This window comes from Isoptericola sp. BMS4 (assembly GCF_011634835.1).
Lineage (GTDB): Bacteria > Actinomycetota > Actinomycetes > Actinomycetales > Cellulomonadaceae > Isoptericola.
On the sequence record NZ_SIRP01000001.1, the window covers coordinates 1,936,181 to 1,949,618 of the forward strand.

Annotated in this window: 15 protein-coding genes; all 15 read left to right on the top strand. The window is 74.5% G+C overall.

Annotation, left to right across the window (positions count from 1 at the left end):
- Window positions 1–6: 6 nt before the first annotated feature.
- The 15 genes from EYB28_RS08620 (at window position 7) to EYB28_RS08690 (ending at window position 13,386) form a co-directional block, all read left to right on the top strand.
- Window positions 7–519: a hypothetical protein gene (locus tag EYB28_RS08620; RefSeq protein ID WP_166846661.1), complete on the top strand. Its 513-nt coding sequence runs from the start codon at window positions 7–9 to the stop codon at window positions 517–519.
- A gap of 119 nt (window positions 520–638) precedes the next feature.
- Window positions 639–1,823: a signal recognition particle-docking protein FtsY gene (gene ftsY, locus EYB28_RS08625; protein WP_166846663.1), complete on the top strand. Its 1,185-nt coding sequence runs from the start codon at window positions 639–641 to the stop codon at window positions 1,821–1,823.
- A gap of 178 nt (window positions 1,824–2,001) precedes the next feature.
- Window positions 2,002–3,276 (top strand): ammonium transporter, encoded by a 1,275-nt coding sequence (locus EYB28_RS08630; RefSeq protein WP_166846666.1) that lies wholly within the window; start codon window positions 2,002–2,004, stop codon window positions 3,274–3,276.
- Window positions 3,273–3,611 carry a P-II family nitrogen regulator gene (locus EYB28_RS08635; RefSeq protein WP_166846669.1) on the top strand — a complete coding sequence of 113 codons (339 nt, stop codon included), beginning with the start codon at window positions 3,273–3,275 and terminating at the stop codon, window positions 3,609–3,611. The genes EYB28_RS08630 and EYB28_RS08635 overlap by 4 nt, the downstream gene beginning before the upstream one ends.
- Before the next feature lie 5 nt (window positions 3,612–3,616).
- Entirely contained in the window at window positions 3,617–5,461 is a 1,845-nt protein-coding gene (locus EYB28_RS08640) for an HD domain-containing protein (protein WP_166846672.1), read from the top strand.
- A gap of 12 nt (window positions 5,462–5,473) precedes the next feature.
- Window positions 5,474–7,096, top strand: coding sequence for a signal recognition particle protein (gene ffh / locus EYB28_RS08645; RefSeq protein ID WP_166846674.1), 1,623 nt, complete (start codon window positions 5,474–5,476; stop codon window positions 7,094–7,096).
- 66 nt (window positions 7,097–7,162) lie between these two features.
- Entirely contained in the window at window positions 7,163–8,275 is a 1,113-nt protein-coding gene (locus EYB28_RS08650) for an amidohydrolase family protein (RefSeq protein WP_166846676.1), read from the top strand.
- 201 nt (window positions 8,276–8,476) lie between these two features.
- The gene (gene rpsP, locus EYB28_RS08655) at window positions 8,477–8,896 is read left to right on the top strand and encodes a 30S ribosomal protein S16 (protein WP_166846678.1); all 420 of its coding nucleotides are present in this window, start codon (window positions 8,477–8,479) and stop codon (window positions 8,894–8,896) included.
- Window positions 8,896–9,135, top strand: a complete 240-nt coding sequence (locus tag EYB28_RS08660) for an RNA-binding protein (protein ID WP_166846680.1) — start codon at window positions 8,896–8,898, stop codon at window positions 9,133–9,135. The genes rpsP and EYB28_RS08660 overlap by 1 nt, the downstream gene beginning before the upstream one ends.
- Window positions 9,136–9,320: 185 nt before the next feature.
- Window positions 9,321–9,899, top strand: a complete 579-nt coding sequence (gene rimM, locus EYB28_RS08665) for a ribosome maturation factor RimM (protein ID WP_166846682.1) — start codon at window positions 9,321–9,323, stop codon at window positions 9,897–9,899.
- A gap of 1 nt (window position 9,900) precedes the next feature.
- Window positions 9,901–10,695, top strand: coding sequence for a tRNA (guanosine(37)-N1)-methyltransferase TrmD (gene trmD / locus EYB28_RS08670; protein WP_205711010.1), 795 nt, complete (start codon window positions 9,901–9,903; stop codon window positions 10,693–10,695).
- 174 nt (window positions 10,696–10,869) lie between these two features.
- A complete protein-coding gene (gene rplS, locus EYB28_RS08675; protein ID WP_166846686.1) occupies window positions 10,870–11,226 on the top strand; it encodes a 50S ribosomal protein L19 in 357 nt (118 codons plus the stop codon).
- Window positions 11,227–11,396: 170 nt separating this feature from the next.
- The gene (gene lepB, locus EYB28_RS08680; RefSeq protein ID WP_240930452.1) at window positions 11,397–12,182 is read left to right on the top strand and encodes a signal peptidase I; all 786 of its coding nucleotides are present in this window, start codon (window positions 11,397–11,399) and stop codon (window positions 12,180–12,182) included.
- A 146-nt stretch (window positions 12,183–12,328) separates the two neighbouring features.
- Window positions 12,329–13,090 (top strand): ribonuclease HII, encoded by a 762-nt coding sequence (locus tag EYB28_RS08685; protein WP_240930705.1) that lies wholly within the window; start codon window positions 12,329–12,331, stop codon window positions 13,088–13,090.
- Window positions 13,087–13,386: a DUF2469 domain-containing protein gene (locus tag EYB28_RS08690; protein WP_166846691.1), complete on the top strand. Its 300-nt coding sequence runs from the start codon at window positions 13,087–13,089 to the stop codon at window positions 13,384–13,386. Before EYB28_RS08685 ends, EYB28_RS08690 begins: the two co-directional genes overlap by 4 nt.
- Window positions 13,387–13,438: the final 52 nt, after the last annotated feature.

Genomic DNA, 13,438 nt, shown 5'->3' on the forward strand with positions numbered 1-13,438 from the left:
AGCGACATGATCACGTTCGTCGTCTGGGTACTCGCGTCGCTCGCGCTCGCCGCGGCGGTCTTCCTGGTCGCGAACGTCATGGAACGGCGCGACGGCACCACGGACGGCGGCGGCGTCGGCCGGTTCTGGCGCGACTTCGCCTCGGGGCTGTGGCGGCGTGACCGCCGTACGCCCGCGCCGGCGCCGGTCGAGACCGACATGGACGAGTTCTTCGCCGCCACGATCGAGTCGGCGCCCGGGTACGTCGACGCCGACGAGCTCACCGACGTCCTGCACCGGGCGCGCGTGCAGGCGCGCAGCACGCTGCACGTGGCGACGGTGCACCGCCCCGACACCGGCGGGACCCCGCGGGCGGCCGCCGCGCGGACCGCCCGGGCCGCCTCGCCGACCGCTCCGCCGACCACCCCGTCCGCCGCCTCGCCCGCGGACGGCGCCGACGCGTCGCAGGGCACGCATCCCGGCGCGGCGCACGGCGTCGCGTCCGGCGCACCGGTGACCGGCGCCGCCGAGCAGGCCTGACCGGCTGACGGCCGGCCCACCGCCGGCCGGGCCACGTCCGCCCACCCGCCCCGCGGGGTCCGCCGCGACCGGGGCCGCGCGGTCTCCGGGAGACGGTGCGCTCTGGGAGACTGTGCGGCGTGAACGATCTGCTCTGGCTCTGGATCCTGCTCGGCGTCCTCGTCGTCGTGGGCGGTGGCGCCGCCCTGCTCGTTCCCCGCGCCCGACGGCGTCGTGGCACGGGCACGCTCCCGACCGCGCCCGCCCCGACCGGAGGCGAGACGCGCGACGACACCCTCGACGAGGCCGCGGCGCCCCCGGCGCCCGCGCCACCCACCGGGCAGCCCGAGGCCGTCCCGGAGGCGGCCCCCGCGCTGGAGACGCCCGAGCCGGTCGCCGGCCGGCTCGCCCGCCTGCGCGACCGCCTCGCGCGCTCGGGCTCCCCGCTGGGCGCGCGGCTGCTGTCCGTGCTCTCGCGCGACCACCTCACCGAGGACGACTGGGACGAGCTCGAGGAGACGCTGCTGCTGGCCGACATCGGCGCCGGGCCCACCGACGAGCTGATCGAGGCGCTGCGCACGCGCGTGCGCGTGCTCGGCACGCGGGAGCCCGGGACGGTGCGCGACCTGCTGCGCGCCGAGCTGCTCAAGGTCGTCGACCCCGGCATGGACCGCGGCCTCGCCACGACGGGGCCCGCCGGCGACGACGGCGAGCGGCTGCCCGCCGTCGTGCTGGTCGTGGGCGTCAACGGGACGGGCAAGACGACGACGGTCGGCAAGCTCGCCCGCGTGCTCGTCGCCGAGCACCGCACGGTGGTGCTCGGCGCCGCCGACACGTTCCGCGCCGCGGCCGCCGACCAGCTGCAGACCTGGGGCGCCCGTGTGGGCGTCGAGACGGTCCGCGCCGACCGCGACGGCGCCGACCCGGCGGCGGTCGCGTTCGACGCCGTGAAGCGGGGGCGCGCCGAGCACACCGACGTCGTCCTCGTGGACACCGCGGGGCGCCTGCAGAACAAGGCCGGCCTCATGGACGAGCTGGGCAAGATCACGCGCGTCGTCACGCGGGACGTGCCGCTGTCCGAGGTGCTGCTCGTGCTCGACGCGACCACGGGGCAGAACGGCCTCAACCAGGCCCGCGTGTTCGCCGAGGTGGCCGGCGTGACCGGCATCGTGCTCACCAAGCTCGACGGGACCGCCAAGGGCGGCATCGTCGTGCAGGTGCAGCGCGAGCTCGGCGTCCCGGTCAAGCTCGTCGGGCTCGGCGAGGGCCCGGACGACCTGGCGCCGTTCGACCCGGAGGAGTTCGTCGACGGCCTCCTCGGCTGAGACGAAGACGCAGCGCAGGGTGGGGGCCAAGCCTCCTCCTGTGACCGCGGTAACACGATGTTTACGCACGGCGGTGGTTTGTCACACGGTCGTCACGCGGTGATGCCGCCGGTGAAACGCCCCCTCGACACGGTAGTGCCCTGAACCCGGCCGCCCGGCCGGCGAGGAGGGACTACTCATGGAGCTGGACACCGGAGCAACCGCCTGGATGCTGATGTCAGCGTCACTTGTGCTCCTGATGACGCCGGGACTGGCGTTGTTCTACGGCGGGATGGTGCGCGGCAAGTCCGTGCTGAACATGATGATGATGTCGTTCGGGGCGCTCGCCGTGACGGCCGTCGTCTACGTGCTGTGGGGCTGGTCGATGTCCTACGGGGCCGACGTCGGCGGGATCCTGGGCAACCCGTTCGACCAGTTCGCGCTCTCGGGTGCGATCTACGACGGCGCGGGGGAGTTCCTCGTGGACGACTACGGGGTGCCCGCGATCGTCGGCATCGGGTTCCAGGCCACGTTCGCGATCATCACCGTCGCGCTGATCTCCGGCGCCATCGCGGACCGCGTGAAGTTCGGGACCTGGATGGTCTTCGCGGCGGTGTGGGTCACCCTCGCGTACTTCCCGATGGCGCACATGGTCTGGGGCGGCGGCCTGCTGTCCGGTGACGGGCCGTTCGCCTCCATCGCGGCGCCGATCGACTTCGCCGGTGGCACCGTCGTGCACATCAACGCCGGCGCCGCCGCGCTCGTGCTGGCCCTGGTCGTGGGGAAGCGCAAGGGCTTCGGCACCGAGCCGATGCGCCCGCACAACCTGCCGCTGGTCATGCTCGGCGCCGCCCTGCTGTGGTTCGGCTGGTTCGGCTTCAACGGCGGTTCCGCCTTCACGGCCGACGGCTTCGCCGGTCTGGCCTGGGTCAACACCACGGTCGCGACCGCCGCCGCCGTGCTCGGCTGGCTCCTGGTGGAGAAGCTGCGCGACGGCTCGGCCACCTCGCTCGGCGCCGCGTCGGGCGTCGTCGCCGGCCTGGTCGCGATCACGCCGGCCGCCGGCTCGGTCAGCCCGTTCGGGTCCATCTTCCTCGGCGCGATCGCGGGTGTGCTCTGCGCGTTCGCCGTCGGGCTGAAGTACCGGCTGGGCTTCGACGACTCGCTCGACGTCGTCGGCGTCCACCTGGTCGCCGGCCTGTGGGGCACCGTCGCGATCGGCTTCTTCGCCACCGAGACCGGCCTGTTCTACGGTGGCGGCGTCTCGCAGCTCGCCGTCCAGGCGATCATCGCCGCCGTGGCCGTCGCCTTCTCGGCCGTGGTCACCTACGTGATCGCGGTCGCCCTCAAGGCGACCATGGGCTGGCGCGTCTCGGAGGAGACCGAGGTGGCCGGCATCGACCTGGCCGTGCACAGCGAGACGGCGTACGAGACGATCCAGCAGGGTTCGGTCGCAAAGGAGATCCGCGCATGAAGCTCGTCACCGGAGTCATCCAGCCCCACCGGCTGGACGACGTGAAGTCGTCGCTCGAGGCCGCGGGCATCCGCGGCATGACGGTCAGCGAGGCCAGCGGCTACGGCCGGCAGAAGGGCCACACCGAGGTGTACCGCGGGGCCGAGTACACGGTCGACCTGGTGCCGAAGGTGCGCATCGAGGTCCTCGTGTCCGACGAGGACGCGCCGACGGTCGTCGAGGCCGTCGTGAAGGCCGCGCAGACCGGCCGCATCGGCGACGGGAAGGTGTGGACCACGTCGCTGGACGACGTCGTGCGGGTGCGCACCGGCGAGCACGGCGACGCGGCGCTCTGACAGCAATGAGCAGTGCCGCCGGCTCGCACGGGGGGCTGCGGGCCGAGCTGCTCGCCGCGGCCGACGCCCTGACCGGCCCCGGCCGGTCGGGCGTCGCCCGGCGAGCAGCCCTGCAGCAGCTGGTCACGGACTACCTGACGGGCCTGTACGCCGCCGCCACCGAGGCTGTCGACCCGGCGGGCATCGCGCTCGCCGCGGTCGGCAGCCTCGGCCGCGGCGAGCTCGGCCCGGCCTCCGACCTCGACCTGGTGCTGGTGCACGACGGCCGCACCCACCGCCCCGAGGAGGTCGCGGCGGTGGCGGAGGCCCTCTGGTACCCCCTGTGGGACTCCGGGGTGCACCTGGATCACGCGGTCCGGTCCCTGAGCCAGACCCGGCGGCTCGCGTCCACCGACCTGCCCGCCGTGGTCGGCTGGCTGGACGTGCGCCCCGTGGCGGGCGACGCCGTCGTGGTGCACCGGGCGGCGTCCGCCATCCTGACGGACTGGCGCTCGGCGTCCCGGCGGCGGCTGCCGGAGCTGCTCGCCAGCGCGCGGGAGCGTGCCGAGCGGTCCGGGGAGCTGGCGTACCTCATCGAGCCGGACCTCAAGGAGGCGCGCGGCGGCATGCGCGACGCCGTGCTGCTCACGGCGCTCGCCGCCACCTGGCTCACCGACCGACCCCACGGGCGGGTCGACCGGGCGCAGTCGCACCTGCTGGACGTGCGCGACACGCTCCAGGTCGTCACGGGCCGGCGCACGACGCGGCTCGGGCTCGCGGACCTCGACGACGTCGCCGCGCGCACGGGGTACGACGACCCGGACGAGCTGCTCGCGAGCCTGGCGGAGGCGGGCCGGGAGATCTCCTACGCGCTCGACTCGACGGTGCGCCGGGCACGCCAGGCGCTGCAGCGGCCCCCGGTGCGCCGCCCGGTGCTGGTCCGCGGCCGGCGGTCCGCGCCGCGGTTGCGCTCGGTGGGCGAGGGCCTGGTGGAGCACGACGGCGAGCTGGTCCTGGCGGTGGGCGCCGACCCGGCGTCCGACGCCCTGCTGGCCCCGCTGGCGGCGGCGACCGCGGCGCGCACGGGGCTCGTGCTGTCCCCGGTGACGGTCCGCTCGCTCGCGCAGTGCCCCCCGCTGCCGGAGCCGTGGCCGGCGCCCGCGCGGGCGGCGCTGCTCACGCTGCTGGGGTCCGGTCCGGCGCAGGTGCCCGTCTGGGAGGCGCTCGACCTCGCCGGTGTCGTGACGTCCTGGTTCCCCGAGTGGGCGGCGGTGCGCAACAAGCCGCAGCGGGCCGCGATCCACCGCCACACGGTGGACCGGCACCTCGTGGAGACGGTGGCGCGGGCCTCCCGCGTGCGCCGCCGGGTGGCGCAGGCGGCGGGCGTGGCGCCCGCGCCGTCCGAGGTGGTGCTGCTCGGCGCGCTGCTGCACGACGTCGGGAAGCGCCGTGGCGCGCTCGACGCGGACCACTCGGTCGAGGGCGCGCGGGTCGCGCCGGGGGTGGTGCGGCGCACCGGGGCGTCGGACGCCGTCGCGCGGGACGTCGGCCTGCTCGTGCGCCACCACCTCACCCTGGCGCGACTGGCCACGACGGCGGACCCCGAGGACCCGGCGACGGTGGCCGAGCTGCTGGAGGCGGTGGACCACCGCCCGGACCTGCTCGAGGCGCTGCGGGTGATCACCGAGGCGGACGCGTCGTCGCTGGGCCCGACCGGGTGGACGGCGTGGCGCGCCGGGCTCGTCGACGACCTCACGGCCCGGGCACGCGCCGCGCTGGCGGCCCGCCCGCCCGCCGGACCGCACGGGGGCGCGTCCGCGGCCGGTAGGCTGGGTCACCGCAGCAACGACCCTGCGGACTCACGACCCTGAAGGACCTGCCTGGTGTTCAACTCCCTGTCGGACCGGCTCACCTCGACGTTCAAGAACCTGCGCGGCAAGGGCAGGCTGTCCGAGGCGGACATCGACGCGACCGTGCGCGAGATCCGCCGGGCGCTGCTCGACGCCGACGTCGCCGTCCCCGTGGTGCGCGAGTTCACCGCTGCCGTGCGCGAGCGCGCGCTGTCCGCAGAGGTGTCGGGCGCCCTCAACCCCGCCCAGCAGGTCGTCAAGATCGTCAACGAGCAGCTGCAGGAGATCCTCGGCGGGCAGACGCGCCCGCTGCAGCTCGCCAAGACGCCGCCGACGGTGATCATGCTCGCGGGCCTGCAGGGTGCCGGCAAGACGACGCTCGCCGGCAAGCTGGCGCTCGCGCTCAAGGAGCAGGGGCACACGCCGCTGCTCGTCGCGGCCGACCTGCAGCGCCCGAACGCCGTCACCCAGCTGTCCGTCGTCGCGGAGCGGGCGGGCGTGCCCGTCTTCGCCCCCCACCCCGGCAACCAGGGGGCGGAGACGGACGTCGTCATCGGCGACCCGGTGGGCGTGGCCGGCGACGGCGTGGCGGAGGCGCGGGCCAAGCAGCACGACGTGGTCATCGTCGACACGGCGGGCCGGCTCGGTGTCGACCAGGTGCTGATGCAGCAGGCCGCGGACATCCGCGACGCGATCACGCCCGACGAGGTCCTGTTCGTCATCGACGCGATGATCGGCCAGGACGCGGTGGCCACCGCGCAGGCGTTCCACGAGGGCGTCGACTTCACCGGCGTCGTGCTGTCGAAGCTCGACGGCGACGCGCGCGGTGGTGCCGCGCTGTCCGTGGCGACCGTGACCGGCAAGCCGATCATGTTCGCGTCCACGGGCGAGAAGCTCACCGACTTCGAGGTGTTCCACCCGGACCGGATGGCGTCGCGCATCCTCGACATGGGTGACGTGCTCACCCTCATCGAGCAGGCCGAGCGGGCGTTCGACACCGAGCAGGCCGAGAAGATGGCGGCCAAGGTCGCCACCGGCGAGGACTTCACCCTGTCCGACTTCCTGGTGCAGATGCAGCAGATGAAGAAGATGGGGTCGATGAAGAAGATGCTCGGCATGCTGCCGGGCATGGCGCAGATGCGCGAGCAGCTCGAGGCGTTCGACGAGCGCGAGGTCGACCGGGTCCAGGCGATCATCCAGTCGATGACGCCCGCGGAGCGGGAGAACCCGAAGATCATCAACGGCTCGCGCCGCGCGCGCATCGCCCGCGGGTCGGGGCAGACCACCGCGGCCGTCAACGGGCTGCTGGACCGTTTCGGCCAGGCGCAGAAGATGATGCGCCAGATGGGCTCCGGCGGCGGGATGCCCGGGATGCCGGGCGGTGCGCCGGGCATGCCGGGGATGCCGGGCATGCCCGGGGGCGGCAAGAAGTCCCGGGGCAAGCAGGCACCGAAGAAGAAGGTCAAGGGCAAGTCGGGCAACCCGGCCAAGCGCGCCCAGCAGGAGCGCGAGGCCATGCAGCGCGCGCTGGGCGGCGGCGCGTCGAAGCCCGCCCCGCAGGGTTCGGCGTTCGGGGTCGGCGGCGACCAGTCCTCGGGCGAGGACGCGGACGTGCAGCTCCCCGCCGGCCTCGACAAGCTGCTCGGCGGCCGCTGAGCCCGGGCCCGGCCGGCCGGCAGACCGTGGCCGGGCACCGGACCGGGCAGCTGTACTCTGTCAGCCATGTCAGCCCCGCACGTCCCCCTGCACGTCAGCGGCCACGTCCTGCTCGGCGACGACCGTGAGGTCGGGGAGATGTGGGTGCGCGACGGTCGCGTGAGCCTCACCCGGCCGGCCCCGCAGGGCAGCGCCACCCGGGAGCTGGAGGGCTGGGTCCTGCCGGGCCTGGTCGACGTGCACTGCCACGTCGGGCTGGGTGCCGCGGGCGCGGTCGACCCGGCCGAGGCCGAGGCGCAGGCGGTCGCCGACCGCGACTCGGGCGTGCTGCTGATCCGGGATGCCGGGTCGCCGCTCGACACCCGGTGGGTGGACGAGCGCGAGGACCTGCCCCGGCTCGTCCGGGCCGGTCGCCACCTGGCGCGCCCCAGACGGTACCTGCGGGACTACGGGCTGGAGCTGGACGACGTCGCCCGGCTCCCGGAGGAGGTGCGGGCGCAGGCGCGCGCCGGGGACGGCTGGGTGAAGCTCGTCGGCGACTGGATCGACCGCGACCTCGGGGCGGACGGCGACCTCCGCCCCCTGTGGCCGCACGACGTGCTGGCCGAGGCGGTGGCCGCGGCGCACGCGGAGGCCGCGCGCGTCACGGTGCACGCGTTCTCGCACGAGGTGGTGGGCGACCTGCTCGCGGCGGGCGTGGACCACATCGAGCACGGCACCGGCATCCCGCGCGAGCTGATGGGCGAGGTCGCGGAGCGGGGCGTCCCCGTGACGCCGACCCTGCTGCAGGTGGGGCAGTTCGAGTCGATCGCGCAGCGGGCGGACGCCCGGTACCCCGTCTACGCGGCGCGCATGCGTGAGATGTACGCGCGGCGGTACGAGCAGGTGCGGGACCTGTACGAGGCGGGTGTCCGGCTCCTGGTCGGCACGGACGCCGGCGGGACGATCGGGCACGGGCGGATCGCCGACGAGTGCGCGGAGCTGGTCGCCGCGGGGCTCCCGCCGTCCGACGTCGTGGCGATGGCCACCTGGCGCGCCCGGGAGTTCCTCGGCTTCGGCACGGTGGTGGACGGCTCCAGCGCCGACTTCGTCGTCTACCCGGCGGACCCGCGCAAGGACGTGGAGGTGCTGCGGCACCCGCTGGCCGTGGTGCTGCGCGGCCAGGTGGTCCTCGGCTGAGCTGCGGCTCGGCCGAGACGGAGACGCAGCCGACGGGAGGGCACGGTTGGACGGGGGCGGCGGATCTGGCAGAATGAGCCCGTACTCGGTGTGCCCAGGCCCCTCTCACCTGCGCAGGCCGCGTCCTGAACCCTCCCGTCGCCTGGACCCCACCCGGTGACGTGCGGGCTCGTCCCACCAGAACCAGGAGACACCACCCAAGTGGCCGTCAAGATTCGTCTGAAGCGTCTCGGCAAGATCCGGGCCCCGTACTACCGCGTCGTCGTGGCCGACTCGCGCTCCAAGCGCGATGGTCGTGTCATCGAGGAGATCGGGAAGTACCACCCGACCGAGGAGCCGTCGTTCATCGAGATCAAGTCCGACCGGGCCCAGTACTGGCTCGGTGTCGGTGCGCAGCCGAGCGAGCAGGTCGCCGCGCTGCTGAAGGTCACCGGTGACTGGCAGAAGTTCAAGGGTCTCGAGGGTGCCGAGGGCACCCTGAAGACCAAGGCCACGGCTGCCGACACGGCCGCCGCGGTCGAGGCCGTCTCCGCCGAGGCGGAGAAGGTCAAGGCGAAGGCCGCGGAGAAGAAGGCCGACGAGCCGGCCGAGGCCGAGAAGGCCGACGAGGCCGGGGCCTGATGCTCGCCGAGGCCCTCGAGCACCTGGTGCGCGGGATCGTGGACAACCCGGACGACGTCCGGGTGTCCGCGCGGACGCAGCGCCGGGGTGACCTGCTCGAGGTGCGGGTGCACCCGGACGACCTCGGCCGGGTCATCGGCCGGGGCGGGCGGACCGCCAAGGCGCTGCGCACCGTGGTCGGTGCGCTCGCGACGGACGGCCCGGTGCGGGTCGACGTCGTGGACGTCGACCGGCGCTGACGCCCGGGCGACGGGCACCCCGCCGCAGGCTCTTCGACGAGGCCCGGTCCCTTCGCGGGGCCGGGCCTCGCTGCGTCGCGGGGCACCGCACGGGTGCGGGGTGCGTGGCGCGGCGCGGTGGTACGGCGCGGTGGTGCGGCGAGGAGCGGGGTAGAACGGGTAGTGCGAGGCAGACGGGAGTCGAGATGCAGCTGACGGTCGCGCGGGTCGGCCGCGCCCACGGGCTTCGGGGTGAGGTCGCGCTCGACCTGCGCACCGACGTCCCCGAGGAGCGCCTGGCGGTCGGGTCGGTGCTGGCGACGGAGCCGGCCGAGGCCGGGCCGCTGACGGTGACCGCGGTCCGCGTCCACCAGGAGCGCTGGCTCGTGTCGTTCGCGGAGGTCGCCGACCGGACGACGGCGGAGGCCCTGCGCGGGACGGAGCTCGTCGTCGACGTGAACTCCTCCGACGAGGAGGACGCGTGGTACCCGCACGAGCTGCGCGGCCTGCGCGCCGAGCTGACGGACGGCACCGTCGTCGGCGAGGTGGTGGCCCTCGAGCACTTGCCCGCGCACGACGCGCTGGTCGTGCGGGAGGACGTCGCGGGGGAGCGGGTGCGCACGCTGGTGCCGTTCGTGCGCGCCATCGTGCCGACGGTCGACGTCGCGGGCGGCCGGGTGGTCCTCACGCCGCCGGGCGGGCTCCTCGCCCGGGACGCGGCCGACGTCGTCGTCGACCGGGCGGACGACACCGACGGTGGGCGTGGCGCCCGGGACGGGCAGTGACGTGCGCGTCGACGTCGTGACGATCTTCCCCGACTACCTCGCCGCGCTGGACCTGTCCCTGGTGGGCAAGGCGCGTCGTGCCGGGCTGCTCGACCTGCGCGTCCACGACCTGCGGGACTGGACCGCCGACCGGCACCGGACGGTCGACGACACGCCGTTCGGCGGTGGCGCGGGCATGGTCATGCGCCCCGACGTGTGGGGGCGCGCGCTGGACGACGTGCTGCCGGAGCCCGGCGCGGACGTCACGGGGCACCTCGTGGTGCCGACCCCGGCAGGCGAGGTGTTCACGCAGCGGCACGCCGAGGCGCTCGCGCGCGAGGAGCACGTGGTGCTCGCCTGCGGGCGCTACGAGGGCATCGACGCCCGCGTCGTCGAGCACGCGCGGTCCGCGGGGCACCGGGTGAGCGAGCTGTCGATCGGCGACTACGTCCTCAACGGCGGGGAGGTCGCGGCGCTCGTGATGATCGAGGCGTTCGGGCGGCTGCTGCCGGGCGTGGTGGGCAACCCGCACTCGCTGGTGGAGGAGTCCCACGGCGCGGCGGGGCTGCTGGAGTACCCGGTGTACACCAAGCCGCCGTCGTGGGAGGGCCTGGAGGTGCCGGAGGTGCTGCTGTCCGGTCACCACGCGCGCATCGACCGGTGGCGGCGGGACCGTGCGCTCGCGCGCACCGCCGCGCGGCGGCCCGACATGCTGCGCGTGCTCGAGGTGGACTCCCTGGACGCGGCCGACCTCGCCGTGCTCGCGGAGCTCGGCTGGGTGGTGGACGACGGCCGGTTGCGGACTGTGGCAGAATAGTCCCTCGGTGTGTCGCCGCCCGGGCGTCCTCCGCCGTGCCTCTGCCACAGGGGAGACCACGGCCCACGTGCCCGGGCCCCACGAGTCGGCGCACCGTCTCGACCGTCAGGACCGGACCCGCACCTCCGCGGGCCACGAGCTTGCTCTGACCTGTGGCAGGGTGGGGAGAACACGATGCACACGCTCGACTCCGTCGACGCAGCCTCGCTGCGTTCCGACGTCCCGGACTTCCGCGCCGGCGACACCGTCAAGGTCAACGTCAAGGTCGTCGAGGGCAACCGCTCGCGCGTCCAGGCCTTCCAGGGCGTCGTGATCGCGCGCCAGGGCGGCGGCGTCCGCGAGACGTTCACCGTCCGCAAGGTCAGCTTCGGCGTCGGTGTGGAGCGCACGTTCCCCCTGCACGCCCCCACGATCGAGTCGATCGAGGTCGTGTCGCGGGGCATCGTGCGCCGCGCCAAGCTGTACTACCTGCGCGACCTGCGCGGCAAGAAGGCGCGCATCCGCGAGCGCCGCGAGACCTCGTCCAAGTGACGTCGCGCCGGCCGGTGGGCCGGCGCTCCTCGCACCACACGCACGGGCGGTCCCTGCACGGCAGGGGCCGCCCGTGCGTCGTGCTGGCCGGGGGATCCTCGCGGCCGACCTCGGGTTTCGCCGCGGACCGGTCCGGGTGACACAGTGAGAACGTGGCAGACTCTGACCCCGTGACTGAACGGCCGAGCGCGCACGGGCCCCGCCCGCTGAACCCCGACGACGTGCCCGCCGGCGCGGACCGCCCGGACGGGGGGACCGCCGCTGAGCCCGCGGCGGCCGGCGCCGGCCGCCGCGGCCTGGGTCTGCTGCGCGAGACGGCGATCATCGTCGTCAGCGCCCTGGTGCTGTCGTGGCTCATCAAGACGCTCCTGGTGCAGGCGTTCTACATCCCGAGCGGCTCGATGGAGGACACGCTCGAGATCGGTGACCGGGTGATGGTCTCGAGGCTCGTGCCGAACGCGCTCGACGTGCACCGCGGCGACATCGTGGTCTTCACCGACCCGGGGGGCTGGCTGCCGCCCTACACCCCGCCGGACCGCGGGCCGGTGGGCAACGCCGCCGCCGACGTGCTGACGTTCGTCGGGCTGATGCCGGCCGAGACGGGCGACCACCTCATCAAGCGGGTCGTCGGCCTTCCCGGGGACCACGTGACGTGCTGCGAGACCGACGGCCGGGTGGCCGTGAACGGGGAGCCGATCGACGAGACGTACATCCGTCCCGGGTCGGTGCCCAGCCAGGACCCGTTCGACGAGGTGGTGCCCGAGGGCATGCTGTACGTCATGGGGGACAACCGGCAGAACTCCAAGGACTCGCGGTACAACAAGGGGAGCCAGGGCGGCGGTTTCGTGCCGATCGACAACGTCGTGGGCAACGCGTTCGCGGTGGTGTGGCCGCTGCGCGACCTGACGCTGCTGCGCAACCCCGGCGACGTCTTCGAGGAGGTCCCGGAGCCGTGACGAGCCCGTCGGAGACGTTGCCCGAGACCGTCCGGCGACCGATCCCCCCGCGACGCCCCGCTGCTGCCGGGCGGGCGGAGCGCTCGCAGGACGGGGACGCACGGCCGGCACGAGGCGCCGCCCGGAAGGGGCGTCGCAGCCCGACGCTGCGCCAGGAGCGGTCCCTCATCTCGGGCGGTGCCCGGGTGGTGGCCGGGATGGACGAGGTGGGCCGGGGCGCGCTGGCCGGCCCGGTGAGCGTCGGTGTCGTCGTCGTGGACGCGGCGACGCGGACCGCGCCGCAGGGGATCACGGACTCGAAGCTCCTCACCCCGGCCGCGCGCGTCGCTCTCGTGCCGCAGCTGCGCCGGTGGTCGGTGGCGTGGGCCGTCGGTCATGCCGGGCCCGCGGAGATCGACGCCCACGGCATCGTCGCGGCGCTGCGGCTGGCGGGGCGGCGGGCGCTCGCCCAGGTGCGGCGGACCTGCGGCGACGTCGACGTGGTCCTGCTGGACGGGTCGCACGACTGGCTCAGCGGGGCGGCGCCGGACCTGTTCGAGGCCGCCGAGGCCGACCCGTCCGTGGACCCCGAGGCGTCCGAGCCGGCGGTGCGCACCCTGGTCAAGGCCGACCTGCAGTGCTCCTCCGTGGCCGCGGCGAGCGTCCTGGCCAAGGTGGAGCGCGACGAGCTGCTGGTGCGGCTCGCCCGTCAGTACCCGGCGTTCGCGTGGGACCAGAACAAGGGCTACTCGGCGCCGGCGCACCTCGAGGCGCTGCGGCGGCACGGCGCGACGCCGCAGCACCGGCGGTCGTGGAACCTGCGGGCACTGGCGGACGAGGGCCCCGTCGACGACGGCGCGGCCCCGGGATCCGACGTGCCGGCGACGGAGCCGGCTCTCGTGCCGCTCGATGGGATGATGGACCGGTGAGCGCCGAAGACCTCGAGAACTACGAGACCGAGATGGAGCTCGCGCTGTACCGCGAGTACCGCGACGTCGTCGGCCTCTTCTCCTACGTGGTGGAGACGGAGCGCCGCTTCTACCTGGCGAACCAGGTGGACTTGCAGGTGCGGTCCGCGGCCGGCGAGGTCTACTTCGAGCTGCGCCTCACCGACGCGTGGGTGTGGGACGTGTACCGCTCGACCCGCTTCGTCCGCTCGGTGCGCGTGGTGACGTTCAAGGACGTGAACGTCGAGGAGCTGGCCAAGGCCGAGCTCGCCCTCTGACCTGCCGGGTCCTGATGCGTCGGTGACGTGCCGCCACGTCCCGTCCGACGTC